Genomic DNA, 26,327 nt, shown 5'->3' on the forward strand with positions numbered 1-26,327 from the left:
TTTTGTTCTGTTTGTGGCGGCCTCCTTCTCTTATTGTGGGGGGTACCTCTCTCCCTCCCTTCGGCTCTCCCCCCCCCCCCCCCCGGGGGGGGGGGGGGGGGGCCCCGCCCCCCCCCCCCCCCCCACCTCAGATCAACGTTCTATTGGCGATAGCACGAGAAAGGGAGCCGAAGCGCGCATCAACGGGGTATTGCCGAAGACCGCCGCGGTTGTTCGCACGCAAGGCAATGCCTGCGGGATCCGGCGCCGCAACGTCCGGCGACACGGTCGCCTTCTCCCCGACCCTGTTCCTTGCGATCGGATGTGCTGACCGCACGTCCGCGTCAGGGGCTTCGCAGGCCGCAGGCAGCCTAACGGATGAGCTTCCACTCCTGCGAGCTGTCCCCGACCGCATTCTGCAGGGTGAGCGGCGCCCCGACGGACACACCGGTCACGTACAGGCTCGTGTTCTTGACCGACTGCAGCTTGTAGAAGCCGTCGTCGGTCTTCATGAGGTTCCAGCTGCCCGCAGGGCTGTCGTCGACCCACTGGCCGATCCGCTGGCCGACTGTCGCGTTGCCTGTCCAGATGGCTGCCGCACGGCCGCCCGACTTGTTCAGCAGCGTTACGCCGCCCTTCGGCTCGGTCACCACATGCCAGTACTGCGTGTCCTTGTTCACCGCCGAGCCGGAGTCCTCCAGGACGACGTCAGGAACGTCGGCGTTACCGATGTTGGCATCGTTGGTCTTGCCGCCGGTGCCGATCACCTGGCCGGTCTCGCGGTTCACGAGCCGGTAGTACGCGCCGTCCGAGTGTCCGAGATCTACCTCGGCGTAAGCGATCTGCGATACGCCCTGGTTGCGGAGGATCGCGACCCGGCCGGTGCCCTCGACGTACTGCAGGTTGCGGCTGTAGCCGGGCCCCAGGGTCGTCTGGTACTCCTTCCACGCGCCGTCGCTGCGTCCGCTCTCGTTGACCCAGACGTTGCCGCTGCCGGCGGCGTTGTACACCAGGCGCCCATCGGGAAGCCGGATGACGACGGGACTGCCGCCCGCCGCGAGCGGACGCGAACCGGCGTCGACCGGCAGTGAGGTGACGGCTTCGCCTGTCGGGGAGCCGCGGTAGAACTTCAACGGGTCATCGGCTATCACATACCTGGTGTTGGCGCCGCCGCCCCAGTATTCGAAGGTGAGCAGCCACTTGCCGTCTGTCGTCGGGACGACGTTCGTCATACCCGGCCGGCCGCCGCCGATCTGCGTCTTGCCGCTGCCGAGGTCCTGGGGCAGTCCCGCGAGATCGACGACGGGGGCGCTCCACTGCGCACCGAGGCCGTCCCAGGTCCTGTGGACGAGAATCTGGCCGTGCGAATCCGTTGCGGTGTCGTTCGCAGGGTCCAGTCTCGGGACGCCTGTGGCGGGATCGAAGCCGGTGTAGTCGTTCTCGTCCGAGTAAAAGCAGACGAGTTGGCCCTTGTGGACCATCAGGTACGGCTCCCAGAGGGGATCCACCTGCTTGTTCGTGTTCGCGCCGGCGATGTTCTGGCCGATGGCTCCCGCACTGCCACCCTGCCAGCCGCCGGTCGCGATGACGTTGAGGACCTTCCACGTCTTGCCTTCGTCGGTGCTGGAGTAGAGGGCGATCGCCAGGTCCTTGCGGTCTCCATCGTTGGACGGCGTCCAGTTCGGGTCGGCTGCCTTGTGCTCCTTGTAGTAGTAGTCGTCGCCCGACACGACACTCGCGAGGAGCAGCGTGCCCTTGGTCATCGTCCCGACGTCCTGCGGAAGCACATAGAGATACGGGTTCGTCCAGTTACTCGTGTACTTCGCGTACCGGGGGTCGTGGGAGAGGTACGCCGGAGCCTTGACCTCCGACAGCGGCTGCCACGTCGTTCCGCGGTCGTCGCTCTTGTAGACCGGGAGAGTCTGTCCGTCGGCGCTTCCCGTCTCCGGCACGACAGTGGACCGCTCGAACGACGCGACCAGACGCCCGCTCGGCAGCTGCGCCGACTTCGGGTAGACCGCGCAGTTGCCCCGCCCCTTCAGACACGGCTCGTTCCCGAGCTGGTACAGGATCCCGCCCGTCGGGTTGTACGCCTGCGCACTGCCTGTGGGTATGGCCAGCATCGCGGATGCTGCGATGACGCTTCCCAGTGCTTTGCCCAACCTTCTTCTTTGCACAGCCTCTCCTTTGGGGATGCCCATGGTGATGCTCCGGTTCGTTGGCACCTCGCGGTGACGCGTCCAGCTCTTGGCTTATGTCGCGCAAGGGCCTGGATCAGGAGCGGTTGTCTGCTGCGGGGGCCGGGGCGCCGTCGGTGTCGGCGGAGACGAGCACGCGTACGTCCCAGGCGCCAAGGTCCAGCGGCGTGTCCGCCGGGACGGAGGTGCCGTTGAGGGCGTCGGAGAGGTCCACCGGGGCTTGGACGCGGGCGGGTTCCCAGCTCCAGTTGTGGACGATGTGGACGCGGCGGCCGTCGGGGGACGTGCCGGTCGTCGCGGTGACGGATGCCGGGAGGTCCCGCCACGCGCTGCGGGAGGCCGGTGCGATCCAGGCGGCCAGTGCCTGGGCGAGGTCGCGGCCGGGCACGGTGCCGACGTAGGTGACGCGGCCCTCGCCGTGGCGCCGGGTGGTGACCGCGGGCCAGCGGCCGAAGTGCGGGTGGTCGTAGGCGGCGAGCACGTCGGCGTCGGTGACGGTGAGGCCGTCGGCCCAGCGTGTCGCCGTCGCGTTCTGCGGCAACTTCAGGGGGCTGTCGGGCGCGGTGCGCAGGGGGATGTCTTGGAGGAGGTTGCTGAACTCGTCGTAGGTGACGCCGGCGGCGGCGGTGAGGCGTCCGGGGGCCGGTTCTGTGCGGGCGCGGGCCTCGTGGTCGGCGTAGCCGGTGCGCGGGCCGAGGACCAGGTGGCCGCCGGCCCGGGCGTAGGCCGCGAGCCAGTCGAGGGCCGTGTCGGCGGCGATGTACAAGGCCGGGACGATGAGGACGGGGTGGCGGCGGACGGCCTCCTCGGGTGTCGGGCCCTTCCGGTCGCCGGTCGGGTCGTGCAGTTGGCGGGCGTGGACGATGCGCACCTGGCGGCCGGCGTCGAACGCGCCGCGGTAGAAGGGATCGAAGATGCGATGGTAGGCGGCCGGGTCCGGCTCGCCGTCCGGCTTGGCCAGCGGCGGGTACTTCTGCATGAGCCACTTGCTGGGCGTCGAGTAGACCATCGTGATGTCGGCGTCCGGTTCGAGCCCGGCGACGAGTGGGCCCGCCGCCTCGAACTCGGCGCCCAGTCGGGCGAGTTCGGCGTAGGTGCGGCCGGGCTGTCCGGTGTGGGGCAGGATGCCGCCCCAGTAGGTCTCGGCGCCGAAGTGGAGGGCGTGCCAGTGCCAGTACTCGATCATGCGGGCCCCGCGCGCGACGAGCGCCCACGCGGCCTGCCGCCACTGGCCGTCGTAGGCGGGGCGGTTGTGCCACGGTTCGCCGATGGAGCCGGCGTTGGTCTCCGTGACGAGGAACGGTTGCTGGCGGGAGGAGAACATCCAGTCGGCGGTCTGGTAGAGCGACCAGACGCCGGTGGTCTTCCACTTCTGCTCGTGGTCGTCGGGCGTGGCGTCGGGCAGCAGCAGACCGTCCTGCATGTCGTAGTACGGGTTGCCGGAGGCGATGTCGAGGCGGTCGGTCAGCTCGTCGTCCTCCACCGCGGGGCGGGTGTAGGAGATGCAGGTGGTGACGAACTGCTGGGGGCGGGCGTACTCGCGGACGATGTCGGCCTGCCGGCCGATGAATTCGGTGACCTGGAGGGCCTGGAACTCCCGCCAGGCGACGTCGTATTGAGGCTGTACGTTGCCGTCCGGCGTCCACAGGTCCGCCCACGTCGACAGCCGGTGCGACCAATAGACCAGACCCCATTGGCGGTTGAGGGTCTCGACGTCGCCGTACTTGGTGCGCAGGTGGTCGACGAAGCGCTGGAAGACGCCGTGGTTGTACAGGAGTTCGTTGCCCGGCTCGTTGTCGACCTGGAAACCGATGACCGCGGGGTGGTCGGCGTACCGGGCGACGACCTTGCGGATGATCCGCTCGGCGTGGAAGCGGAAGGCGGGGTGGGTGAAGTCGACCTCCTGGCGTGCGCCCCAGCCGATGCGCTCGCCGGTACGCCGCTCTCCGGTGATCTCCGGGTACTGGCGGGCCAGCCACGGCGGGACGGCGTACGTCGGTGTCCCGAGGACGACGGAGATGCCGCGCTCGTGGGCACCGTCCAGCACCGGCTGAAGCCAGTCGAGGTCGAAGCGGCCGTTCTCCGGCTCCCAGGTCGACCACACCGACTCGCCGACCCGGATGACGGTGACATGCGCGTCGGCCATCAGGTCGAGGTCGGTCTTGAGGCGTTCGTCGGGCCGCTCGGTGTCGTAGGGGGGCCGATACTCGTGGTAGTACGCGGCGCCGAAGAGGACGCGGGCAGGCAGAGCCGCCATGAAAGGAAACCTCCGAGGAAATTTAGGGGGAGTGAGAGGACCGCGTGCCCTACTGCTTGACGCCGCCGGCGGCCAGGCCGCTCTGCCAGTACCGCTGGAGCATCAGGAAGGCCACGACGAGCGGCACGATCGAGATCAGGGAGCCGGTCACGACCAGCGCGAGCATGTCGCTGCTGGCGCCGGCCCCGCCGTTCTGCGCCTGTGCGGCCCAGGAGGAGAGGCCGACGGTGATCGGGTACAGGTCCGGGTCGTTGAGCATGATCAGGGGCAGGAAGTAGTTGTTCCAGGTCGCCACGAGGGTGAACAGCAGGACGGTCACCAGGCCGGGGCCCAGCAGCCGTAGCGCGATCCGGAGGAAGATCCGGGCCTCGCCGGCGCCGTCGATGCGGGCGGCCTCCAGGATGCTGTCGGGGACGGCGTCCTGGGCGTAGATGCGCATGAGGTAGAGGCCGAACGGGTTGACGAGGGAGGGCAGGATGATCGCCCAGGGGGTGTTGACCAGGCCCGCTTGCGCGAAGAGCAGGTAGGTCGGGATCGCCAGGGCGGTGGTCGGGACCATGATGGCGCCGAGGACGAGGTTGAAGGCGGCCCGGTCGCCGCGGAAGCGGAACTTGGCGAACCCGTACCCGCCCGCCGCGGCGAGCAGCGCGGCTCCGAGCGCGCTGACGACGGCGTACATCACCGTGTTGAGCAGCCAGTGCACGAAGACCCCGTCGTCCTGGGTGAAGGTCTCCTTGATGTTCGTCAGCAGCTGCGGTGCGTGCGAGAACCACAGGCCGAAGCTGTTGAACAGGTCCTGGGTGCTCTTGGTCGAGGCGATGAGCAGCCAGAACAGCGGGAGGAGGAAGTAGGCCAGGGCGGCCAGCATGGCGATCGTCAGGGGGGTGCTGCGGCGGGCGCCGCGCCGGCGTGTTGCCTTCGTGACAGGGGTGCGCGCCGGCTCCCCCGCCGGCGCGGCGGTGGCCGTCGGAGTCGCGGTCGTCATGGGTTCCTCCTGCGGTTCGCGGTGAGCAGGACGGCGTAGGAGGCGATCACGATGACGAGGCCGAGGAGGAAGGACACCGTGGCCGCGTAGTTGACCTGCTGGCCGGTGAAGGCGAGGGAGTAGGCGTACAGGTTGGCGGTGTAGGAGCTGGTGATCACGTCTGGGGCGATCTTCATCAGCAGGTTCGGTTCGTTGAAGAGCTGGAAGCTGCCGATCACCGAGAACAGCAGGGTGAGCAGGAGCGCCGGCCGCAGTGCCGGCAGCTTGATCGACCAGGCGATCCGCCAGGCGCCGGCCCCGTCCATGGCGGCGGCCTCGTACAGCTCCTGGGGAATGGTGCGCAGGGCGGCGTACAGGATGATCATGTTGTAGCCGACGAACTCCCAGGTCACGATGTTCGCCAGGCTGCCGAGCATCCAGCCGTCGCTGAGGAAGTGCGGGGCCGCGGGCAGGTCCAGCTTCCGGGTCAGCTGGGCGAAGGGACCGAAGTCCGGTCCGTAGAGATAGCCCCACATGAGCGCGGCGACCACGCTCGGGACGGCGTACGGCACGAAGATGCCCAGTCGGATCAGGCGCGCGAGCCGTAGCAGGCCGCTGTCGAGGGCGAGGGCGAACAGCAGCGCCAGCAGCAGCATCACGGGGACCTGGATCACGAAGAACAGCACGACGCGTCCGACGCCGTGCAGGAGTTGCGGGTCGCCCAGGGCCTGGACGTAGTTGTCGAGGCCGACGAACGCCGTGCCGCCGACCAGGCGCTCCTGGAACAGGCTCAGGTAGGCGGCGTAGCCGAGCGGGGCGAGGAAGAGCAGCAGGAACAGCACCATGAACGGTGCGACGAACATCGGCCCTGCCGACTGGCGACGGTGCGTGCCGCCGCGCCGGGGGCGCGCTGGACCCTCTCGGCGCCGGCCCTTGGGGGAGGCCGCGGTTGTGGCAATCATCATCGGGCCTTTCTGGGGGAGGGGGACTGTGCCAGTGCGACAGGACCGGGTCCCGCGCCGGCGCACGGGACCCGACGGGCCGTCACGACGTGCTGACGGTGAAGCCCTGGCTCTTGGCGTACGTGGTGAGTCGCGACTGCCATGTGCTGAGCGCGCGGACGGTGTCGGTCCTGTCGGCGAGGGACTTGCCGACCGTCTCGGTCCAGTCGGTCGCCGCCTGGTCGAGGAACGGGGGCCACTGGAAGGAGGAGTTGACCGTGGAGCTGATGTCGGCGAAGACTCGGTTGACCTTCTGGCCGCCGTAGAAGGAGGGGGCGTCCCCGACGAACTCCGAGTCGGTGAGCAGGGCTTTGGTCGCCGGGAAGAAGAACTGCTCGGTGGCGAACATCTTCGCGCTGGTCGGGTCGCTGTTGAGGAACTGCGCGAACTGTGCTGCCGCGATGGGGTTCTTGGTCGAGCGGATGACCGCGGTGGTCGACCCGCCCCAGTTGCCCGAGCTGGGCTTGGCGGCGTCCCATTGCGGCAGCGGGGCAGCCCGCCACTTGCCCGCGGTGGCCTTGGCGGAGCCGGAGAGGAAGGCCGGTCCCCAGGCCGCGGTGATCCAGGTGGCGTACTTGCCCTTGTTGAACCCGGCGTACCAGGCGTCGGCGAAGTCCGGATCGGCGCTGATGACCCCTTCCTTCGCCAGGCCGCCCCAGTACGCGCCGAGCTTCTTGGAGACGGCGTCGTCGACGCTGATGGAGAGGGTGCTCTTGCCGGACGTCGTGTAGGGCCTGGCGCCCGCCTGCCAGAGCAGGCCGTGCCAGGCGGCGGGCTCGTTCGCCGCGAGGTTGGTGAGGTAGACGTCGGGGTCGGCCCGGTGGAGTTTGCGTGCCGCGGCGGCGAACTCGTCCCAGGTCTCGGGCACTTCGATCCTGTGCTGGTCGAAGATGTCCTGCCGGTACAGCATGCCCATCGGGCCGGTGTCCTGGGGGATCGCCCAGACTTCGCCGCCCGCGCCGCTGACCTGGCCCCAAGTCCAGTCGACGAACCGGTCCTTGAGCGTGGAGGCGCCGTACGGCCGCAGGTCCAGCAGGCTGTTGGTGATCGTGAACGTCGGAATGGCCTGGTACTCGATCTGCACCATGTCCGGAGCTCCGCTGCCGGCCTTCAGCGCCGTGCGCAGCTTGGTGTAGTGCCTGACGCCCTGTCCTGCGTTGACGACCTTGACCTTGATGGCCGGGTACTGCTTCTCGAAGAGCGCGACCTCCTTGTCGATGTTCGGGACCCAGGTCCAGAACGTCAGCTCGGTCGGTGTCTTCATCGCCTTGTCGATGTCGGCCTGGCTGACGGGCTTGGTGGAGGCGGAGGAGCCGCCGGAGTCACCGCCGCCGCACGCCGTGAGGGCGGCGCTGAGCGACAGGGCGCCCGTCGCGGTGAGGAACAGCCGACGGCTCATCGGGGAAGGGCTGGATATGGATGTGGATTTGGGCATGGTGGGCTCCCGCCGGTGGCATAGGTGACGGCACGCCTGGCGAGGGCGTGCGGAGGCGTGTCGGAGGAAAGGCGCGAACGCGACGACCGGGGCTCGAACGCCGACGTGGTCGGATGCACGTCCTCGTGGACTGGGACCGGCGAGCGTTCCACGCGCTGCGGAGGTGGAGGCCGGGGCCAGAGAGGAGGGCTGAGGGAAAGGAGCAGAGACAGATGCGGAAACCTGGCTCAGGGGTCTGCTGGGTCGGGGGCGGCGGCCCTGGCCCAGCCCGCACGGTGAGGGGGCCGGAGGGGCTGAGACGCGACTGTTACGGCGGCCCGTCCCGGGATCACATGCCGGCCATGAGTTTTGCCGTCTGGGCTGACCGGTGTTGTTCAGTGGTGGGTGGGCGGGCCTCCCTTCGGGAGCGGCGGACTGTGCGCGCCCCCTCGGGAACGGGAGGCGGTACGCCGCCCGCGAGCCGGGGTCGTCCGGCTCGGCGGTGGCGCGGTCGAGGTGCGGATGATGAGGTCGACCGGCGGGCCGCTGGACGGCAAGGGGTCTGCGTCCGGGTTCTCGATGGCGTGCACGAGACGCTTGAGTCCCTCCTGCGCCACGGCGTCGAACGGTTGCCGCACCGTGGTGAGGGGAGGAGTCACGTAGGCGGCGACCGGAATGTCGTCGAAGCCGACGACGCTGACGTCTTCCGGCACCCGTCGTCCTGCTTCCGTCAGCGCGCGGATCAGTCCGATCGCCATGTCGTCGTTGGCGGCGAAGACAGCGGTGACATCACCGTCTTCGGCCAGTTCGCGCCCCGCCCTGTACCCGGACGCGGCCGACCAGTCGCCCTGGATGACCGGAGGTACATCCTTCCCCTGCGCGGTCAGCGTCGCTCGCCATCCCTCCAGGCGGTCCCGGGCGGCGTACCAGCGCTGCGGGCCGGCGAGGTGATGGACCGTCATATGGCCGAGGCCCAGCAGGTGTTCGGTGGCAGTGCGGGCCATCAGGTCGGCTCCGTCCCCTGCGGTCAGCACCGTGGGCGCGGTGACAGGTGAGGGCGCGCCGAGGACGAGGACCGGTACGTCGACGCGGAGGGAAACGTCTCCTTCGCCTCCCTCCTCGTCGATCGGTTCGGAGATGACGATGCCGTCCACGCCCTGGTCGAGGAGCGAGTCCACGGCACCCGCGATGCCCGCAGGGTCGCCTTCCATCGTGTTGACGACACGCAGTGCGTAGCCCGTGTCCCGGACGACTCGCTCGACACCCATGAGCAGCGAGGCGGGTCCGTACAGGGCGGTGCCCAGCGTCACCACGCCGATGGAACGGGTCCGCCCGGAGGCCAGCGCCCGGGCGGCGTTGTTGCGCCGGTAGCCGAGCTGCTCCGCGGCTTCGAGGACGCGCCGGCGCACGTCGGCGGAGACGTACGGCTCGTCGTTGAAGACCCTCGACACCGTCTTCTGGGAGACCCCGGCCACGCGGGCCACGTCCACGCTCCGCGCCGCCGCGGAGCTCCCGCCCCGCCCTGTCCCTCGCGTCATGGTGTCTCCCGGTGGCCGCACGATCGAGCCCGATGATGTCAGAGATGACTGCCTGACTGCGCAGTCATGTCTGCGCTGTCATGTCTACGCAGTCGTCAGGCCGTCGTCAAGAGATCGGCACGCATCCGTAACGCCGTGGACTGCTCCCAGCGCGTGCGGCACTGGCGGGCCGCGACGGGTGTTGTTCTTGAAAGCCCTCGGCTGGTCCCTGCCTTGTTGATCGGGATGAGCGAGGTATTCGTAGGGTCGTGCCGGGCAGGGCGATGCAGTTCACCCCGCGCTCAGTGCGGCCTGACCTCGTACGCATAACGTCGGCCCCGTCGGCCGCCCCCTGGCCCATGAGTATCGCGACCTTCTCGCCGACGTTGAGGACCTCGGCGGCGTGGTGCAGCGTGGCGTCGTCCGGCTGCGGAGCGAACTCCTCGCAGCCGAGGCCGGAGGGGACCACCTTGAAGGCGTGAGCGGTCGGCAAGTGGTCGAGCTCCTGGACGTCGGCCGGGACGATCACGGCCGTCGGGCACCGTCGGGTGAGGGCTGTGCGGAACGCCCGGTCCAGCACGTTCGGCAGCTGTTGGGACGTTGACGGTCCCGACGAACTCGACACCACGCACTTGAACGGTGTGTGGAGATCGACCTCCTGTGGATGGCGCCCGGCCTCGACGTCGCCCCGCACACCCCGTGCGCCCACTGAATTTCGCGTAGCCGACGGCCCTCGTACGCTGCCGTCTCCTCGTGCCGGGACCGGATGAAGCGCGGCTCGTTCTCGGCGCGGCCTCAGGCGGCCAGAAGTCCGTTGATGCCGTCGCCGGGATATCCGCGGACGCCGTCGACGCCCCATTCACGCAAACGGGCCAGGATGTGGTCGGAAACCTTCGCCCCGTCTCGGAGGGATTCCGGTCATGTGCGCGGTTCTGGATCGGCGTACCGGAGTAGGACGCCCACGCCCTCGTGCAGTCGCAGGTGCTGCTGGGGCACGACGACGAGTTCGGCCTTGGTGCCGACCAGGGCGCGGGTGAGGGCCGCGTCGGCCCGCTCCCTACGGACGTCCTGGATTCCGTAGGAGCGGAGTTCCTGCTCGGTGAGAGCGAGTTGGCTCGGTTCAGGACCGATCCACAGGCGCAGCGGCGACTCGGGGTGGTTGTTGAGGAAGAGGGCTTTGACCCGACCGCGTTGCAGGGCTGACACGGCTGCGGCAAGGCCCTCGGCCGACGCCCCGTCGCGGGCGCGCTGGACGAGGAAGTCGGCCAGCAGGGACTGGTCGTGCTCGGCCATGCGTCCGCTGAAGAGGCTTTCGAGCCGGTGCTCCAGTAGCGCCCGTCGCGGTTCGGACTTGCCGGCGCCTTCGACGGTGGTGACCCGCCCGCGCAGGGGAGCGGGGAGTCGGCGGACGAGAATGCCGCGGGCCCAGACGTCCCCCGCGACAAACACCGCTTCGGCGTTGATACGCCGCGCGTGGCCCTCCAGCTCCCGGCCTGTCACCTCGGCGGCGTTCAGCCAGTCGCTCACCGGGATCTCCTCGTTGAGGCGGTGCCTTGGCGTGACCTTGGTCAGGGGCCATACGCCGACCTCGGCCTCGATCCGCACGGTGCCGGTGGCGTCCGTGGAGTGACGGCCGCCGTAGTGGACCTGCGCCGCCACGTAAGGGATCTCGGGGGAGTGCTGGACGATCAGCGGCATGGTGTCCGGCAGCGTTCCGAAGTGCGCACTGTCCCGCGCGGGTGGCGTGGGCAGCTCGTCCAGTAGGGCCAGTCTGCCGTGTGCGGTGAACACCGCCTGCCCGTGCACGCCGGGTACGTCCGTGTCGCTGCCCACGGCGTCCGCTGCCGCGGTGATGGAGTCCTGATCGGCTCCTTCGGACACCAGGGCGTCCCGCAGGCGCCGCCAGCGCAGTTCCACGGCGGCGTCGGCATCGTCGAAGGCGCTGTCGCGGGAGGTGTCAAGGTAGACCTATGCGTAGGGGCCCGTCTGCTTGTAAAGGGGTTCCAGGAAGGAAAGTCGCATGCTCCACTCCTGAGGTCGCTCTGGACAGCGCCGCTGGAGGGCTGTTCACGCCCGAAGTCCGGCGACTCGTGTCGCTTCGGGCCGCAGCCGTGCAGTAATGGACCTGGTGCCCTCGAAGGCCACGATCTCGCCGTCCACCATCAAGTCGTCGCAGTCGCGTGGCCGACATCGGCCTGGGGCTTTCGGGCCGGGAGGCTCGCCGCAACACCGTCCGCTCCTCGGCCGGCACACCGTCGAAAAGGTCCGTCACGGACGCGGAGACGGGCATGCGCATCCACTCCCTCCATGGGTCGGACAGCCAGTCGCCTCCTCTGCGAGTGCCCCTTGGATGTGATCGCATGCAGACAGCGGCTAGGAGGGGCGGCACCGCGGCCGGGCGAACGCCCGCGCACCGATAAAGGATCAACGCCGATAAAATGGACGGGAGAGGTGTGATCATGACGAAGCAGATCAAGTACCGCAGAGTCTATGAGGAGACCTCGCCGCGAGACGGCAGGCGGGTGCTCGTCGATCGTCTCTGGCCGCGGGGGATGCGCAGCGAGGAGGCGCAGGTCGACGAGTGGCTGCGCGACGTCGCGCCGTCGACCGAACTGCGCAAGTGGTACGGCCACGAGCCGAGCCGCTTCACGGAGTTCCGCCGCCGCTACCTCGACGAACTGGGCGACTCCGGGCACCGCGAGGCGGCCGGGCATCTGCGTGACCTCGCCGACCACGACAAACTCACGCTACTGACCGCCACCAAGGACGTGGACCACAGCCAGGCCGCCGTCCTCGCCGAGTGGCTGACCGGCGGTACGCGGCGAGCCACCTGAGGCACTACGCGGCCATGACGACGAAGAGCACCGCCACACCGACGACGCGGCGCTTGCCCCACCACGGGACTACGGGGCCCAAGACGGCGGCCGCCGCGAGGCCGACGGGCACGCGGTCGAGGCGAGCACCGAGAAAGGCCCTCGGCGCTCCAGCCGACGTCCGGCACGGGGGAGGACTGCGCGCTCTGTCGGTCCCGGCGAAGCGAGGCGTGCAGAGTTGTCCTCGCCGGGTACCCGGCGGCCGGGCGGCGGCGATCGGCACCGTCGAACACAGGAGAAAGGGGCAGGCCATGGCCCAGCATGTACGCGAGATCATGACGGACACTCCCGTGACCGTGGAGGCGCGGACCTCGGTGACGGCGGTGGCCCGATTGATGCGTGACCAGAACATCGGCGCTGTCCTGGTGACCGAGGGCGACCGGCTGCGCGGCCTGGTCAGTGACCGGGACCTGGTGGTCCGCGTGCTCGCGGAAGGCGGCGACCCCGAGCAGACTACTGCCGTCCGGGTGTGCAGCGAGGACCTGATCACCGTGCGCCCCGACGAGGATCTCGACCGCGCGGTGCAGCTGATGCGCGATCACGCGGTACGCCGTATCCCGGTCGTCGACGAAGGGCACCCCGTGGGCATCGTCTCCCTCGGTGACATGGCGATGGAGCGAGACCCGGAGTCGGCCCTCGGCGACATCAGCGTGGCGAAGTCCAACAGGTAGCTGCTCCCTTCGCGCGCCCGGCCTTGCTCTCCCCGTGGGCTCGTGCCGCATGTCCTGAGTGCCGGTGGGAACTCGGATTCCTCCAGCACCTCCAGAAGCACGACGTATCAGCAGAGGTGGTCGAACATGAACCCGGCCACACTCGGTGAAGGTGTCCGTCGTGCGGTCTCTCGCAGCCCACGCTGTACGGAGGAGTCCGATGACGACCGTCACCGGTCCGCTGTCCGCATGGCCGCGGCTGAGAACGCTGCCGGGTGTACGAGCCTCAGCACGACACACGCCTCTTGGCCGAGGCCGTGCGGCGCGAGGACATCGCACGAGGCACGGAGGTACTTGATCTGGGAACGGGGTGAGCGGCGAGGAGGCTCTTCGGCGGCGGGCACTCGGCCGCAGCATCCCGGGCGCGGTCGTCCACAATCGCCGCGGCACGCCGGATCGCGTCCGCCTCGGACCGCGCTCGTACAGCTTGGCGCCTCGGGCCCCCGCATACGCCGCAACCTCCCAGCAGACCGACGAGCGGCGCCGGCCGGACGGGTCGACAACCTGTGGGACCGGCCGACGGCCCGAAGGGCCACGACCACGGAGCCCACGGCATCTTCGACGACCGTGCCTGGCAGCACTCCCTCCAGGCCACCCCGGCCGCACCCCGGCCGCACCCCGGCCGCACCCCGGCCGCACCCCGGCCGCACCCCGGCCGCACCCCGGCCGCACCGCGGCCGCACGGGGCGGGCGCCTGTGCGGCCGAACGAGTGCCGCGCCCAGGCCGGGCGAGTGTTTCGCGCGATCGGGATACTCGCCCCGGGGCCCAGCGGCAAGGCATGGGCAGAGCCGGTCGGCGCATTCGGCAGAAGGAGGCGGTCTGTGAGCCGGGAGTCTGACAGGGGAGCCATCGACCACGGTCCGCGGCGCCCGCCCGGGGAGCGCCTCGCGGACGCCGCAGACGGACGGCTGCCGGTGAACGACGGTGCCGGAAGACTCCTCCGGAAGGCCTTTCCCGACCACTGGTCGTTCCTCCTGGGGGAGCTGGCGCTCTACAGCCTGATCGTCCTGGTGCTGAGCGGTGTGTGGCTGACGTTCTTCTTCACGCCCGAGATGCGGGAGGTGACGTACGACGGAAGCTATGTTCCGCTGCGCGGCATCCGCGTGTCGGGAGCCTTCGACTCCACGCTCCGGATCAGCTTCGACGTACGCGGGGGCCTGCTCATCCGGCAGCTGCATCACTGGGCGGCGCTCGTCTTCGTCGGCGCGATCGGTCTGCACCTGCTGCGCATCTTCTTCACCGGGGCCTTCCGCAGGCCGCGTGAAATCAACTGGGTCATCGGCGTCACGCTGTTCGTGCTCGCGCTCACCGAGGGCTTCGCGGGCTATTCGCTGCCCGACGACCTGCTCTCGGGCACGGGGCTGCGCATCGCTCAGGGCATCATGCTGTCCATCCCTGTCGTGGGCACCTACGTGAGCATGTTCGCGTTCGGGGGCCAGTTCCCCGGCCAGGACATCATCTCCATGCTCTACGGCATGCACATCCTGCTCCTGCCCGGAGTGTTGATCGGTCTGGTCACTGTCCATTTGATTTTGGTGTTCTATCTGAAGCACACGCAGTGGCGCGGACCGAGCAGGTCGAACGACAACGTCGTGGGCAAACCACTCTTCCCACAGTTCATGGCCTCGTCGGGCGGCCTGTCGCTCATCGTCTTCGGGGCGCTGGCCCTGCTCGCCGGTGTTGCCCAGATCAACCCGGTGTGGACGTACGGCCCCTACCGCCCCGATCAGGTGTCGACGGGCTCGCAGCCCGACTGGTATGTGGGTTTCCTGGAGGGGGCCCTGCGGCTTGTGCCGCCGTGGGAGACGAACATCGCCGGGCATACGGTCATGTGGAATGTTCTGCTTCCGGCTGTCGTGCTGCCCGGCCTGTTGTTCCTGGTTCTGTACGCGTACCCGTTCGTCGAGCAGCGGCTGACGGGGGAGTGGCACCAGGAACGCCACCTGTGCGACCGGCCGCGCGAACGACCCGTCCGTACCGGACTGGGTGTCGCCGGGGTCACTTTCTACGGTGTGCTGCTGATGGCCGGTGGTAATGACGTGGTGGCACAGTCGTTCCGGATCTCGGTGAACACGCTGACCTGGGTGCTCCGCGTCGCCCTCGTGGTAGCGCCGGTTCTCGCGTTCGTGCTCACGCGGCGCCTGTGTTGTGCCCTGCTGGAGGCCGAGCAGGAGCGTTTGGCGGAGGGCGAGGAGTCCGGCGAGGTCCGGCAGTCCGTGGAAGGCGCCTACGAGAGCAGCCACCGACCGGTTGAAGAGTTCCGGCCCGGCGCGCCCAGAACCCGGGCCCGGATCAACCCGCCTGATCCGAACCCCGGTTCGCGTACTGGAACACCATCCCCAGGACACCGCGCGCCAGCACACCGAGACCGATGAGGAACAGCCACAGCCCGTAGACCACGCCCGTGCACACGACCGCGAATCCCACGGCCGTGATCAGCGGCCACGGGCTCTCGGGCGGGAAGAACTCCACGGGCCCCACGCCGTCGGCCACCTCGGCGTCGGCACGGTCCTGGGGGCGCCGTCCCTTGCGCCAGTACTGCACCGCGCAGAAGAACGAGACGACCGCGGCCATCAGAAAGGCGACCACCAGAGCAGCCGTACCGGCGGGATCGGCGGACCACCAGCCGTAGACGGCGGCGGTACCGGCGAAGAACACTGCCACGCCACCGAAGAGCAGGGCCTCGACCTTCACCGCAGTCCCTCCGCCTTGGCCTGGTTGACGATCCCGGGATGGTGCAGGTCGAAAGCCGGTGCCTCGGACCGGACGCGGGGAAGGGCCACGAAATTGTGGCGGGGCGGCGGACAGGACGTCGCCCATTCCAGTGCGCGCCCGAAACCCCAGGGATCGTCCATTTCCACGCGGCGCCCGTACTTTGCCGTGTGCCAGACGTTGTAAAGGAACGGCAGGGTGGAGACCCCGAGCAGGAATGCTCCCGCCGACGAGAGGGTGTTGAGGGTCGTGAAGCCGTCGGAGGGCAGGTAATCCGCGTACCGGCGCGGCATTCCTCCCTCGCCCAGCCAGTGCTGCACGAGGAAAGTCAGCTGGAACGCGGGGAACAGCAGCCAGAAGTGCACCTTGCCCAGCCGCTCGTCCAGCATCTTGCCGGTGAACTTGGGCCACCAGAAGTAGAAGCCGGCGAACATCGCGAAGACCACCGTGCCGAACAGCACATAGTGCAGATGTGCCACGATGAAGTATGAGTCGGTGAGATGGAAGTCGAGCGGCGGGGACGCGATCAGAACACCGCTGAGACCACCGAGCAGGAACGAGATCAGAAACCCGGTCGCCCACAGTATCGGAGTCTCGAACGACAGCGACCCGTTGTACATCGTGCCGATCCACGCGAAGAACTTGATTCCGGTGGGGACCGCGATCAGGAACGACATCAAGGAGAAGAACGGGAGCAGCACCGCTCCCGTGGCGAACATGTGGTGCGCCCAGACGACGGCGGACAGCATGGTGATGGCGATGGTCGCGCCGATCAGTGGAAGGTAACCGAAGATCGGTTTGCGCGAGAAGACCGGAAGGATCTCCGAAATGATGCCGAAGAACGGCAACGCGACGATATAGACCTCCGGGTGCCCGAAGAACCAGAACAGGTGCTGCCACAAAATGGCGCCGCCGTTCGCCGCGTCGAAGACATGCGCCCCGAATTTGCGGTCCGCCTCGAGAGCGAGCAGAGCCGCCGTGAGTACCGGGAAGGCGGGCAGCACCAGAATTGAGGTGAACAGCACGTTCCAGGTGAAGATCGGCATCCGGAACATCGTTATTCCGGGGGCGCGCAGACAAAGGATCGTGGTGATGAAGTTGACCGCGCCGAGCGTGGTCGAGACGCCCGTCACCACCAGCCCCATCACCCACAGATCGCCTCCCGCGCCGGGGGAGCGGTAGGCACTGTTCAGCGGTGCGTAGGCGAACCAGCCGAATGCGGCGGCGCCACCGGGAACCAGGAACCCCGCCACGACCATCAAGCCGCCGAACAAGTACATCCAGTACGACAGGGCATTGAGGCGCGGGAAGGCCACGTCGGGGGCGCCGATCTGCAGCGGCATCACCGCGTTCGCGAAGCCCGCGAACATGGGGGTGGCGAACAGCAGCATCATGATCGTGCCGTGAATGGTGAAGAGCTGGTTGTAGGTGTGTTCGTTCATGAACTGGAGCCCGGGGCGGGCGAGTTCGGCCCGCATACCCAGGGCCAGCAGTCCCGCGAACAGGAAGAAGCAGAAGGCCGTGACCATGTAGAGCTTGCCGATCACCTTGTGATCGGTCGTCGAGGCCAGGCGGAGCAGCGCGCGACCCACAGACGGTTCCGGCGCTGACTCCTGCCGCGCGACGCCGCTTCGTTCCGACAGTTCAGTCATGGTCCTCCTCCGTCGACAACGCGTGGGGCGAATGCCCCGGCGGCCCGCCGGGAAACGGAAGGCGCCATCGATGACGGGCCGGAGCCGCGCTCGGGGTGGCGACGCTACCGCCGTGACCCACGAGATCCGCCCGTGCCACGAGTTCGTGCGGAATGGCAGCGACGTTCGGAGCAAAGGAGCGGACGGAAGATCGATTTCTCGGAAAGTCATCATTCACGCAGATCATTCGGACCGGTTGGCTTTTTGGAGAGCCGGGTACTCGGCGCTCATGACGACGACACATAGCGCGGTGCATTACGTGGCTGTGCCGGACGCGGCCATAGGGACGATCGGCGCCTTCGTCGGCGGTCTCGTCATCGCCGGCGCGCTGGTGTGGGCGGTCCGCCTGGGTGTGAAGGTACGGCGGCGGGAGCTGAGGCGGCCCCGGCCGGACGAACAGCCCAAGGTGCCGGAGTCCGGCCCGGTCCGGGAAGTCCGCGAAGTGCGGGAGCCGGACGAGGTGCCACAGGCCGCCGAGGAGAGCGAGCGGCTGAGGCCGCACAACCTCCACGCTTCAGGAAGCAAACGCAGCGAGAACCAGGACGTTCCCCGATGGGACCCCCGCTCCAGCGGCTGCTTCGGAAGCGGCGGCCCCGGCCGGACGTGACCAGGTGAGAAAATGAGCCGATCCAACGACGCCCACGCCGACCAGGACCCCAGGCCCGACGCGTACGACGCCACCCCTTACCTGCCGAAGCGGGGCGGCCTCCCCACGCACCGGCTGGCGGCGGCGGAGTGCCGGGGCTGCCCCCTCCACGAAAAAGCCACCCAGACCGTCTTCGGCAAAGGCGCAGCCACGGCGCGGATCATCCTCGTCGGGGAGCAGCCCGGAGACCAGGAGGACAAGCAGGGCGAGCCCTTCGTCGGCCCGGCCGGCCGGCTGCTGGACAAAGCCCTGGCGGAGGCCGGGATCGACCGGGACACCACGTATGTCACCAATGCGGTGAAGCACTTCAAGTTCACCCTCACCGAAGGCGGCAAACGCCGTATCCACAAGGCGCCGGACCTGCGGGAGCTGACCGCCTGCCGGCCCTGGCTCCTCGCCGAGCTGCACCTGGTCCGGCCGGACGTGGTGGTGGCCCTCGGCGCGACGGCCGGAAAAGCGCTGCTCGGACGGTCGTTTCGCGTGACCAAGGACCGCGGAACACTCCTTCCGCTGCCGGATGAGGACGAGGGACGGCATGTGGACGAGGGACGGAATGAGGACGTGGTGCGCTATGTGGTGGCGACGCTTCACCCCTCGGCCGTGCTGCGCTCCGACAACAGGGAAGCCGCGTACGAGGGCCTGGTCGCGGACCTGGAAGTCGCCGCGCGGGCGTTGCGGAAACGCCATTGAGAGCAGCGCCCGATGCCGTGTCCGTGTTTCTCGCCGCTGCTGAGGGGGACCCGGTGCGTAGCCGACATACGGCAGCACGTGAAGGACGGGCCCCGAAAGGGCCGGACGCAGAAAGAGGATGAAGCGCCGTGACCGCGGTTGCCAGCACGAAGATCACTACACGTCGGCCGGAGACGGGCTGGGCGAAAGCGTGCTGGCGGCGCGGGCAGGGCGTACGTACCTGCGTTCCCGCGAGGGCCGACCGAGCCGCCCGGCAGGACCGGATGGGACCCGAGTGGAACATCGTCAGGGGCGAGGACTGACCGGCGCCTTCCAGGGCAGGGCCGAGAGGACTTTCGACATGACCGAGCCATCCAAGTCTTCCGCGTCATCCGCCGGGACGATCGTCGTCACCGGAGCGACCGGCAACGTGGGGACCAGTCTGGTACGCCTGCTGAGCGAGGATCCCGCGGTCAAGGTCGTGCTGGGACTGGCACGGAGGATTCCGGACTGGTCACCGCCGCGGACCACGTGGGAGGCGGTCGACCTGGCCGAGGACTCCGACACCGAGCTGGTCGAACTGTTCCGTGGCGCGGACGCCGTGGTGCACCTCGCCTGGAAGTTCCAGCCCACCCACGCCCCGGCGGTCACATGGCGTACCAACGTACTCGGCAGTGTGCGGGTCTTCGACGCCGTGGCGAAAGCCGGAGTGCCGACACTGGTCCACGCCTCCTCCGTAGGGGCCTACTCCCCGGGCCCGGACGAGCGCGCCGTCGACGAGTCCTGGCCCACGCACGGCTGGCCCGAGGCCGCGTACACCCGGGAGAAGGCGTACCTGGAACGCGTCCTCGACACCTTTGAGCGGGATCACCCCGAGGTACGGCTTGTTCGCATGCGGCCGGCGTTCACGTTCAAGTGGGAGTCCGCCAGCGAACAGCGACGCATCTTCGCAGGGCGCCTGCTGCCCGGCCCGCTGTTGCGGCCCGAGTTCCTGCCGGTCGTGCCGGATATCCCGGGGCTGCGCTTCCAGGCGCTCCACACGGACGACGCGGCGCGGGCATACCGCCTGGCGGTACTGGGCGATGCGCGCGGCCCGTTCAACCTCGCCGCCGATCCGCCGCTGGACGCCGAGGTCCTCGGCGAACTCTTCCACTCCCGCACGGTGCGCGTTCCGAGCCCGGTGGCGCGGTCGGGGCTCGCCGCCGCCTGGGGGCTGCGCCTCGCACCGGCGTCGCCGCAGTTGTTCGACGCCGTCCTGCGGCTCCCGGTGATGGACTGCGCCCGCGCACACTCCGAGCTGGGCTGGACGCCGCGGCACACAGCCGTCGAGGCCCTGGAGGAGATGCTGGCCGGGCTGCGCCGCGGCGCGGGGAAGGACACCGCACCCCTCGAGGGACGAGCCGTGGGCTGAGCGTCCGAGTGCCATGGGCCGCGTCCGAGCGTCACGGGCCGTCGGCTGCCAGGAGCCCGCCACCGCCGCCACGATTCGACGGCGCGCTCCTGGGGTCGCACGCTGGAAACATGGCCCGTCGCCGTGCGGAACGAGGTCGCCGGTCTCGCCCACTGCGACCATGAAGTCGTCGAGTTTCTCCGGCGGACCGGTCTGCCCTTGAGCGAGGACATCCTCGACGGCCCGGTGTGGGTGGAATGGAGAGGCGGCCGGGCCCACGACTACGAGGCCGCCTGACATTCCACCGGGCGGGACCGTCCGGCCGCTATCGGCCGGTGGTGTCAGAGAAGCGGAGGTCGTCCGCTGTCGTGATGTGCGCGGCCATGTTGCGTTCCATCATCCGGAAAGCGGCCTCGGCCAGGTCCTGGTGGATATGAGCGACCGCGTCGCGGGGCACCGTCACCTTCAGGTGCCGGATGTGTGCGTCGAGCGCCGAGTAGAGCACGCACTGCTCGGCGACCTGCCCGCACAGCACCACGTGTTCGACGCCCTCCTGGCGGAGCAGATAGCTCAGCGGGGTCTCGTAGAAGGCCGAGTGCCGCGCCTTGACGACGAACAGCGACGCCTCGTCGGGGGCGATGGCCCGCACCAGGTCCGCGTGCGGTCCGCGCAGCGCGGTCTCCAGGATTTCGCCGTGGTGCGACCGCCACTGCCCGAAGTTGTCGTTGACGTAGATGACCGGGACGTCGCACCGGCGCGCGTGGGCCAGCAGCCTGGTCACCGCCGGCAGACACGCCCTTACAGAGGGAAGCAGCAGATCGGCGTCATCGTGGTCGTATGTGTTGATCATGTCGATGACGATCAGAGCGGTCCTTGCCATGCCTTCCACCCTGCACCGTCGACGGCTTCCTCGCGTCCGGTCGGTCGACCCCCGCGGCCGGACCGCCGCGGGGGTCGGGCCGCGGGGGGATGGGTACTCGGTCTGCGACATTGTGCGCCCCGGCGAGCGCGTCGTGCCGGGGCCGCGTCCCCTGGACGGCGTGGAAAGGTGGCTCGACGTGGCCGACAAGGACCCGCTGCGAACGTATCGCGGCAAACGCTACTTCGACCGGACGAAGGAACCCCGCGGCCGGCCAGGAGACGGTGACGAGGAGCCGCGCTTCGTGGTCCAGATCCATGAGGAATTCGAGGGCGTGATCCCCGAGGGCGAGTACGGCGGCGGCACCGTCATCGTCTGGGACCACGGCACCTACCGGCAGCTGAGCCATGACCGGCGCGGCCGGCCCGTCCCCTTCGACGAAGCGCTCGAGCGCGGACACGCCACCTTCCGGCTCAACGGCTCGAAACTGCGCGGCGAGTACGCGCTCACCCGCTTCCGGGAGGGCAAGGACGACGGAAAGGGCGAGGCCTGGCTGCTGGTGAAGGCCAAGGACGAACGGGCCCGCACCGACGGCCGGGCCACCCCCGATCCGCGCCGGGCCCGGTCGGTGCGCAGCGGCCGTACGCTCCACCAGGTCGCCGCGGAAAGCCGAAAGGGCTGAGGGGCGATGACCGACCTGCTGGGCACGCTGCCCGCGGAGGAGGCCGGACTGCTGCGCGCGGCACCTCCGGGCGGGGAACTGGCCGCGGATCCCATGCTCGCCACGCTCAGCGACCAGCGGGACTTCCCCGACGAGTGGATCTTCGAGCGGAAACTGGACGGCATCCGCGTCCTCGCCGTCCGCGACGGGAACGGCGTCACGCTGTTCTCACGCACGGGCAGACGCCTCAACGCCACGTATCCCGAGATCGTCGACGCGCTCGCCGCACAGCAGTGCACGGACTTCACCATCGACGGCGAGGTAGTGGCGTTCTCGCACGGCCGCACGGATTTCGCCCGCCTTCAGCAGCGCATGGGGCTGACCAGACGCCGGGACGTCGAGGCGAGCGGTGTCGCCGTGACGTACTACGTCTTCGATCTGCTGCGCCTGGAGGGCGCGGACACGAGGCGGCTGCCGCTGCGCACCCGCAAGTCCCTGCTGCGCCGCGCCCTGACCTACCGCGCCCCGCTGCGGATGATGACCCACCGGAACCAGGGCGGCGCCGAACTGCTGGCCGACGTCTGCGCCCGCGGCTGGGAAGGCCTGATCGCCAAACGCGCGAACCGCCGTTACCAGCCGGGCCGTTCCACGGACTGGCTCAAGCTCAAGTGCTCACTCGGCCAGGAATTCGTCATCGGCGGCTTCACCGAACCGGCCGGAAGCCGGGTCGGACTCGGTGCTCTGCTGCTGGGCTACTACGAGGGCGATCGGCTCCGCTACGCGGGCAAGGTCGGCACCGGCTTCGACCGCCGCACCCTCCTCGACCTGCGCGCCCGGCTCGACGAACTGAGCACCCCCGAGGCGCCGTTCGCCGACCGCGTCCGCGAAGCGCGCCCCCACTGGGTCGAGCCCCGTCTCGTCGCGCAGATCGCCTTCACCGAGTGGACCCGCGCGGGAATGCTGCGCCACCCGCGCTTCCTCGGACTGCGCGACGACAAGGCCGCGCGGGACGTCGTCCGCGAACGTCCCTCGCCGCTCACTGAGGGGTGAACGGACTCACGGCAGGCGCGCCAGCACCCGGTCCGGCGTCAGGGGCAGTTCGCGGTAGCGGACACCGGTGGCGTGGTGGACGGCATTGCCAATGGCGGCCGCCGTACCGACGATCCCGATCTCGCCGATGCCCTTGCTGCCCATCGGGTTGAGGTGGGAATCGTCCTCGTCGATCCAGTGGGCCTCGACGGCGGGTACGTCGGCGTGGGCGGGGACGTGGTAGGCGGCCAGGTCCGCTTCGGTGAAGTCGCCGAACGCGGCGTCCATGGTGCTGCCCTCGGTCAGGGCCATGCCCAGGCCCATGGTCATACCGCCGATGAACTGGGAGCGGGCGGTACGGGCGTTGAGGATGCGCCCCGCGGCGAACACGCCCAGCAGGCGGCGGACCCGGACCTCCCCGGTGACCGTGTCGACGGTGACCTCGGCGAAGTGGGCGCCGAAGGCGTGCCGCGCGTAGCCGCTGTCGGCGTCCGCGCTTCCTTCCGTGTCGGCGCTCGCGGTGAGCCCCGGCTCGAGCAGCGGTCCCGTGTGTTCCGCCAGGTCGGCGCGCAACCGCGTGCACGCCTCGTGGACCGCCCAGCCCCACGACGCGGTGCCGGAGGAACCGCCGGCCAGTGACGCCGACGGCAGGTCACTGTTCCCGATCTCGGTACGGACCTCTTCCAGCGGGACGCCGAGGGCGTCGGCGGCTACCTGCGCGAGGACGGTGCGGGCGCCGGTGCCGATGTCGGTCGCGTTGATCCGTACCGTGAAGCTCCCGTCCGGCCGCGCCTGGGCGGTGGCGGTGGAGGGCTGGATCAGCACGGGATACATCGCGGCCGCCACCCCCGACCCCACGAGCAGGGGGCCCGCGGAGCCGGAGCCCGGGCGGGGGTCGCGGTGCGCCCAGTCGAAGCGCCGGGCGCCCTCGCGCAGACACTCCACGAGATGCCGGCTGCTGAAGGGCTTGCCACTGTCCGGTTCGGCGTCCGGCTCATTGGCGATGCGCAGCTCGACGGGGTCCATGCCGAGCGCGACCGCGAGTTCGTCCATGGCCGACTCCAGGGCGTACATCCCCGGTGCCTCGCCGGGCGCGCGCATCCAGGACGGGCTGGGAACGTCCAGCGGTACGACGCGGTGGCTGGTGAGGCTGTGCGGTGAGGCGTACATGATGCGGGCGGGCACAGCGGCCTGCTCGACGAACTCCTTGATGCGGGACGTGTGGGTGGTGACCTCGTGCAGGAGCGAGGTGAGCGAGCCCTGCTCGGTGGCGCCGAGGCGGACCCGGTGCAGGGTGGGCGCGCGATGGCCGACGAGGGCGGGCATGAGGCGGCGGGGCAGGGCCACGGTGACGGGGCGTCCGGTCTGCCGTGCCGCCATCGCCGCGAGCACCACGTTGGGGCGTGGCGTCCCCTTGGACCCGAAGCCGCCGCCGACGTGTTCGGACCCGACGGTGACCCGGTCCTCGGGGAGCTGGAACAGCGCGGCCAGCGTGGCGCGTACGACCGTGGCGCCCTGGCTGGAGTCGTGCACGACGAGCCGGCCGTCGTCCCAGCGGGCGGTGGCCGCGTGCGGCTCCATGGGGTGGTTGTGCAGGGGCGGCACCCGGTAGCCGGCGTCGACGCGGACCGCCGCGGACGCGAACGCGCCCTCGGGGTCGCCGCGTTCCCGCTCGGCCGGATAGCCGCCGTTGGCCTCCTCGGGGACGTACGCCCCGGGATGGTCCTCCGTGAGCGTCACGTCATGGTCCTGCGCGGCGTACTCGACTCGCACCGCCGCGGCGCCGGCCCGGGCCGCCTCCAGCGTCTCGGCGACGACCAGGGCGATCGGCCATCCGCGGTGCGGCACGCGGGAGTTCTGCAGGACGGCAAGCGTGGGATCGTCGGCGTCCGCGAGCCGGGGAGCGTTCTCGTGGGTGAGCACGGTGAGGACCCCGGGGAGCCGCAGTGTGTCGGTGGTGTCGATCGCGCGGACCGAACCGCGGGCGATCGCGGCGGCCACGGGCCAGGCGTGCACCCGGCCGGAGACGGTGTGCTCGGCGGCGTAACGGGCCAGGCCGGTGACCTTCTCCCGGCCCTCCCGGCGCTCGGCGGGCGCGCCCAGCGCGGTATCCGTGTCAGCCGTGTCGGGCATGGGGTCCTCCTCGTGGTGCCGGGGTCGACGTCCTGTCAGGCGATGCTGGTCGGCGGCGCCAGCCGGGTCAGGACGTCGAGGGCGAGATTGCGGGCCAGGCGCACTTTGTAGGCGTTGTCGCGCAGCGGCTGAGCGGCGGCGAGTTCGAGGTCCACGGCACGCTCGAACGCGGCCGTCGTGGGCGCGGCGCCCAGCAGCGCCTCCTCCGCGCGCCGGGCGCGCCAGGGCCGGTGGGCCAGCGCGCCGAAAGCGATCCCGGCGTGCTGGACGACGCCGTCGCCCACCCGCAGCACCGCCGCGACGGAGGCGAGGGCGAAGGCGTACGAGGCGCGGTCGCGGGCCTTTCGGTACAGGGACGGCAGCCCGGCCGTGGCGGCCGGAAGGACGACCGCGGTGATGAGTTCACCGGGGCGGATCTCGGTGTCCCGCTCCGGGTGGTCACCGGGCAGCCGGTGGAACTCGGCGGCGGGGAGAGCGCGTTCGCCCTCGGGCCCGTACAACTCGACCCGTGCGTCGAGGGCTGCCAACGCGACGGCCATGTCGGAGGGGTGCGTGGCGATGCACAGCGGGGAGTAGCCGAGCACCGCGTGGTCGCGGTGGACGCCGTCCCGGGCGCCGCAGCCGCTGCCCGGCTCGCGCTTGTTGCACGGCTTGCCGGTGTCCTGGAAATAGGGGCAGCGGGTGCGCTGGAGCAGGTTGCCGCCGGTGGTGGCGATGTTGCGCAGCTGCCCGGAGGCGCCCGCGAGGAGCGCTTGCGAGAGCGCCGGATAGCGGTCGCGGACCAGGGGGTGGGCCGCGAGGTCACTGTTGCGGACGGTGGCCCCGATCCGCAGCACCCCGTCGGGCAGCTCCTCCACCGAGTCCAGGGGCAGTCGGCTGACGTCGACAAGGGTGGCCGGCTGTTCCACGCCGAGCTTCATCAGGTCCACGAGATTGGTGCCGCCGCCGAGATACCGCGCGCCGGGATGCGAGGCGTACGCGTCGGCCGCCTCCTCGACGCTGCCCGCGCGTTCGTATCCGAAGGGCTTCACGGGATCACGTCCTCGACGGCTTCGACGATGTTCGGGTAGGCACCGCAGCGGCAGAGGTTGCCGCTGAGCCGCTCGCGGATCTCGTCCCGGCCCAGCGGCACGGGCTGCCCGGAGGGGACGGCGGGGTCGGTGACGTGGGAGGGGTGGCCGGCCGCGGCCTCGGCGAGTGCGCCGACGGCGCTGCAGATCTGCCCCGGGGTGCAGTAGCCGCACTGAAAGGCGTCGCGGTCCAGGAAGGCGCGCTGGAGCGGGTGGAGTTCCTCGCCGTCCCCTCCGAGTCCCTCGACGGTCGTGATGTCGCCGCCGTCGAGGGCGACGGCGGGCAGCAGACAGCTGTTGGCACGACGGCCGTCGACCAGGACCGTGCAGGCGCCGCACTGGCCGTGGTCACAGCCCTTCTTGGCACCGATGAGGTCGAGATCCTCGCGCAGCACGTCCAGAAGCACCGAACGGTGATCGACGGTGAGCGTGCGCGGTTTGCCGTTCACCCGCAGAGTGACCTCCGAGTGGTGGCGGTCGGGTGGGGCGGAGGCGTCGCGCGCGGCGTCGGAATCCATGGAAGACCTCCCGTACGTAAAGGCCGTTGGGACGG

22 protein-coding genes and 1 pseudogene are annotated in these 26,327 nt (G+C 69.8%); 9 read left to right on the plus strand and 14 right to left on the minus strand.

The annotated features are described in order from the left end of the window. Window positions 1–350: 350 nt before the first annotated feature. From ACZ4WS_RS32170 to ACZ4WS_RS32205, 8 genes and pseudogenes are all read right to left on the minus strand, one after another. The gene (locus ACZ4WS_RS32170; RefSeq protein WP_467986299.1) at window positions 351–2,102 is read right to left on the minus strand and encodes an RICIN domain-containing protein; all 1,752 of its coding nucleotides are present in this window, start codon (window positions 2,100–2,102) and stop codon (window positions 351–353) included. Window positions 2,103–2,253: 151 nt separating this feature from the next. After that, complete coding sequence (locus ACZ4WS_RS32175; RefSeq protein WP_467986062.1) at window positions 2,254–4,434, minus strand: beta-galactosidase; 2,181 nt, start codon at window positions 4,432–4,434, stop codon at window positions 2,254–2,256. 49 nt (window positions 4,435–4,483) lie between these two features. Next, window positions 4,484–5,419 (minus strand): carbohydrate ABC transporter permease, encoded by a 936-nt coding sequence (locus ACZ4WS_RS32180; protein ID WP_467986063.1) that lies wholly within the window; start codon window positions 5,417–5,419, stop codon window positions 4,484–4,486. Next, window positions 5,416–6,363 (minus strand): carbohydrate ABC transporter permease, encoded by a 948-nt coding sequence (locus ACZ4WS_RS32185; RefSeq protein ID WP_467986065.1) that lies wholly within the window; start codon window positions 6,361–6,363, stop codon window positions 5,416–5,418. The genes ACZ4WS_RS32180 and ACZ4WS_RS32185 overlap by 4 nt, the downstream gene beginning before the upstream one ends. Before the next feature lie 79 nt (window positions 6,364–6,442). Next, on the minus strand, window positions 6,443–7,834 hold the full coding sequence (locus ACZ4WS_RS32190; protein ID WP_467986066.1) for an ABC transporter substrate-binding protein: 1,392 nt from the start codon (window positions 7,832–7,834) through the stop codon (window positions 6,443–6,445). 374 nt (window positions 7,835–8,208) lie between these two features. Then, the gene (locus tag ACZ4WS_RS32195; protein ID WP_467986068.1) at window positions 8,209–9,351 is read right to left on the minus strand and encodes a LacI family DNA-binding transcriptional regulator; all 1,143 of its coding nucleotides are present in this window, start codon (window positions 9,349–9,351) and stop codon (window positions 8,209–8,211) included. 322 nt (window positions 9,352–9,673) lie between these two features. Next, window positions 9,674–10,209, minus strand: a pseudogene (locus ACZ4WS_RS32200) (thiamine pyrophosphate-binding protein); the annotation flags it as partial. A 39-nt stretch (window positions 10,210–10,248) separates the two neighbouring features. Then, a complete protein-coding gene (locus tag ACZ4WS_RS32205; protein ID WP_467986070.1) occupies window positions 10,249–11,247 on the minus strand; it encodes a baeRF2 domain-containing protein in 999 nt (332 codons plus the stop codon). Between the two features lie 542 nt (window positions 11,248–11,789). Here ACZ4WS_RS32205 and ACZ4WS_RS32210 point away from each other — a divergent pair. From ACZ4WS_RS32210 to qcrB, 3 genes are all read left to right on the plus strand, one after another. Next, window positions 11,790–12,164 (plus strand): DUF488 domain-containing protein, encoded by a 375-nt coding sequence (locus ACZ4WS_RS32210; protein WP_467986072.1) that lies wholly within the window; start codon window positions 11,790–11,792, stop codon window positions 12,162–12,164. A 290-nt stretch (window positions 12,165–12,454) separates the two neighbouring features. Continuing rightward, window positions 12,455–12,874 carry a CBS domain-containing protein gene (locus tag ACZ4WS_RS32215; RefSeq protein ID WP_467986074.1) on the plus strand — a complete coding sequence of 140 codons (420 nt, stop codon included), beginning with the start codon at window positions 12,455–12,457 and terminating at the stop codon, window positions 12,872–12,874. 888 nt (window positions 12,875–13,762) lie between these two features. Beyond that, window positions 13,763–15,289 carry a cytochrome bc1 complex cytochrome b subunit gene (gene qcrB, locus ACZ4WS_RS32220; protein ID WP_467986301.1) on the plus strand — a complete coding sequence of 509 codons (1,527 nt, stop codon included), beginning with the start codon at window positions 13,763–13,765 and terminating at the stop codon, window positions 15,287–15,289. Here the strand turns inward: qcrB and ctaF are convergent. Both ctaF and ctaD read right to left on the minus strand, forming a co-directional pair. Beyond that, on the minus strand, window positions 15,207–15,608 hold the full coding sequence (ctaF, locus tag ACZ4WS_RS32225) for an aa3-type cytochrome oxidase subunit IV (RefSeq protein WP_467986076.1): 402 nt from the start codon (window positions 15,606–15,608) through the stop codon (window positions 15,207–15,209). The genes qcrB and ctaF overlap by 83 nt on opposite strands. Further along, on the minus strand, window positions 15,605–17,278 hold the full coding sequence (ctaD, locus tag ACZ4WS_RS32230; RefSeq protein WP_467986078.1) for an aa3-type cytochrome oxidase subunit I: 1,674 nt from the start codon (window positions 17,276–17,278) through the stop codon (window positions 15,605–15,607). Before ctaD ends, ctaF begins: the two co-directional genes overlap by 4 nt. Before the next feature lie 268 nt (window positions 17,279–17,546). On the opposite strand from ctaD, the gene ACZ4WS_RS32235 reads away from it, so the two are divergent. The 4 genes from ACZ4WS_RS32235 (at window position 17,547) to ACZ4WS_RS32250 (ending at window position 20,319) form a co-directional block, all read left to right on the plus strand. After that, window positions 17,547–17,924 (plus strand): DUF6479 family protein, encoded by a 378-nt coding sequence (locus ACZ4WS_RS32235; protein ID WP_467986079.1) that lies wholly within the window; start codon window positions 17,547–17,549, stop codon window positions 17,922–17,924. 12 nt (window positions 17,925–17,936) lie between these two features. Further along, window positions 17,937–18,653, plus strand: coding sequence for a UdgX family uracil-DNA binding protein (locus ACZ4WS_RS32240; RefSeq protein ID WP_467986081.1), 717 nt, complete (start codon window positions 17,937–17,939; stop codon window positions 18,651–18,653). A 340-nt stretch (window positions 18,654–18,993) separates the two neighbouring features. After that, complete coding sequence (locus ACZ4WS_RS32245; protein ID WP_467986083.1) at window positions 18,994–20,043, plus strand: SDR family oxidoreductase; 1,050 nt, start codon at window positions 18,994–18,996, stop codon at window positions 20,041–20,043. A 123-nt stretch (window positions 20,044–20,166) separates the two neighbouring features. Continuing rightward, window positions 20,167–20,319 carry a hypothetical protein gene (locus ACZ4WS_RS32250; protein ID WP_467986085.1) on the plus strand — a complete coding sequence of 51 codons (153 nt, stop codon included), beginning with the start codon at window positions 20,167–20,169 and terminating at the stop codon, window positions 20,317–20,319. Between the two features lie 28 nt (window positions 20,320–20,347). On the opposite strand, the gene ACZ4WS_RS32255 is transcribed toward ACZ4WS_RS32250, so the two are convergent. Continuing rightward, a complete protein-coding gene (locus ACZ4WS_RS32255) occupies window positions 20,348–20,902 on the minus strand; it encodes a cysteine hydrolase family protein (RefSeq protein ID WP_467986087.1) in 555 nt (184 codons plus the stop codon). A 178-nt stretch (window positions 20,903–21,080) separates the two neighbouring features. On the opposite strand from ACZ4WS_RS32255, the gene ACZ4WS_RS32260 reads away from it, so the two are divergent. After that, window positions 21,081–21,563: a DNA polymerase ligase N-terminal domain-containing protein gene (locus ACZ4WS_RS32260; RefSeq protein WP_467986089.1), complete on the plus strand. Its 483-nt coding sequence runs from the start codon at window positions 21,081–21,083 to the stop codon at window positions 21,561–21,563. Window positions 21,564–21,569: 6 nt separating this feature from the next. Next, window positions 21,570–22,592, plus strand: a complete 1,023-nt coding sequence (gene ligD / locus ACZ4WS_RS32265) for a non-homologous end-joining DNA ligase (protein WP_467986091.1) — start codon at window positions 21,570–21,572, stop codon at window positions 22,590–22,592. A 6-nt stretch (window positions 22,593–22,598) separates the two neighbouring features. Here ligD and ACZ4WS_RS32270 read toward each other — a convergent pair whose 3' ends face one another. Genes ACZ4WS_RS32270 through ACZ4WS_RS32280 form a run of 3 tightly spaced genes read right to left on the minus strand, consistent with a single transcriptional unit; the run spans window position 22,599 to window position 26,292 of the window. After that, complete coding sequence (locus ACZ4WS_RS32270) at window positions 22,599–24,704, minus strand: xanthine dehydrogenase family protein molybdopterin-binding subunit (RefSeq protein ID WP_467986093.1); 2,106 nt, start codon at window positions 24,702–24,704, stop codon at window positions 22,599–22,601. Window positions 24,705–24,739: 35 nt separating this feature from the next. Then, on the minus strand, window positions 24,740–25,735 hold the full coding sequence (locus ACZ4WS_RS32275; protein WP_467986095.1) for an FAD binding domain-containing protein: 996 nt from the start codon (window positions 25,733–25,735) through the stop codon (window positions 24,740–24,742). Then, entirely contained in the window at window positions 25,732–26,292 is a 561-nt protein-coding gene (locus ACZ4WS_RS32280; RefSeq protein WP_467986097.1) for a (2Fe-2S)-binding protein, read from the minus strand. Before ACZ4WS_RS32280 ends, ACZ4WS_RS32275 begins: the two co-directional genes overlap by 4 nt. Between the last annotated feature and the right edge of the window lie 35 nt (window positions 26,293–26,327).

This window comes from Streptomyces sp. NPDC029292, from assembly GCF_055569295.1.

Coding starts and splice junctions, on each gene's coding strand:
- ACZ4WS_RS32170 (WP_467986299.1), bottom strand. CDS start 2,102: ATGCTGGCCATACCCACAGGCAGTGCGCAGGCGTACAACCCGACGGGC.
- ACZ4WS_RS32175 (WP_467986062.1), bottom strand. CDS start 4,434: ATGGCGGCTCTGCCTGCCCGCGTCCTCTTCGGCGCCGCGTACTACCAC.
- ACZ4WS_RS32180 (WP_467986063.1), bottom strand. CDS start 5,419: ATGACGACCGCGACTCCGACGGCCACCGCCGCGCCGGCGGGGGAGCCG.
- ACZ4WS_RS32185 (WP_467986065.1), bottom strand. CDS start 6,363: ATGATGATTGCCACAACCGCGGCCTCCCCCAAGGGCCGGCGCCGAGAG.
- ACZ4WS_RS32190 (WP_467986066.1), bottom strand. CDS start 7,834: ATGCCCAAATCCACATCCATATCCAGCCCTTCCCCGATGAGCCGTCGG.
- ACZ4WS_RS32195 (WP_467986068.1), bottom strand. CDS start 9,351: ATGACGCGAGGGACAGGGCGGGGCGGGAGCTCCGCGGCGGCGCGGAGC.
- ACZ4WS_RS32210 (WP_467986072.1), top strand. CDS start 11,790: ATGACGAAGCAGATCAAGTACCGCAGAGTCTATGAGGAGACCTCGCCG.
- ACZ4WS_RS32215 (WP_467986074.1), top strand. CDS start 12,455: ATGGCCCAGCATGTACGCGAGATCATGACGGACACTCCCGTGACCGTG.
- ctaD (WP_467986078.1), bottom strand. CDS start 17,278: ATGACTGAACTGTCGGAACGAAGCGGCGTCGCGCGGCAGGAGTCAGCG.
- ACZ4WS_RS32235 (WP_467986079.1), top strand. CDS start 17,547: ATGACGACGACACATAGCGCGGTGCATTACGTGGCTGTGCCGGACGCG.
- ACZ4WS_RS32240 (WP_467986081.1), top strand. CDS start 17,937: ATGAGCCGATCCAACGACGCCCACGCCGACCAGGACCCCAGGCCCGAC.
- ACZ4WS_RS32245 (WP_467986083.1), top strand. CDS start 18,994: ATGACCGAGCCATCCAAGTCTTCCGCGTCATCCGCCGGGACGATCGTC.
- ACZ4WS_RS32255 (WP_467986087.1), bottom strand. CDS start 20,902: ATGGCAAGGACCGCTCTGATCGTCATCGACATGATCAACACATACGAC.
- ligD (WP_467986091.1), top strand. CDS start 21,570: ATGACCGACCTGCTGGGCACGCTGCCCGCGGAGGAGGCCGGACTGCTG.
- ACZ4WS_RS32270 (WP_467986093.1), bottom strand. CDS start 24,704: ATGCCCGACACGGCTGACACGGATACCGCGCTGGGCGCGCCCGCCGAG.
- ACZ4WS_RS32280 (WP_467986097.1), bottom strand. CDS start 26,292: ATGGATTCCGACGCCGCGCGCGACGCCTCCGCCCCACCCGACCGCCAC.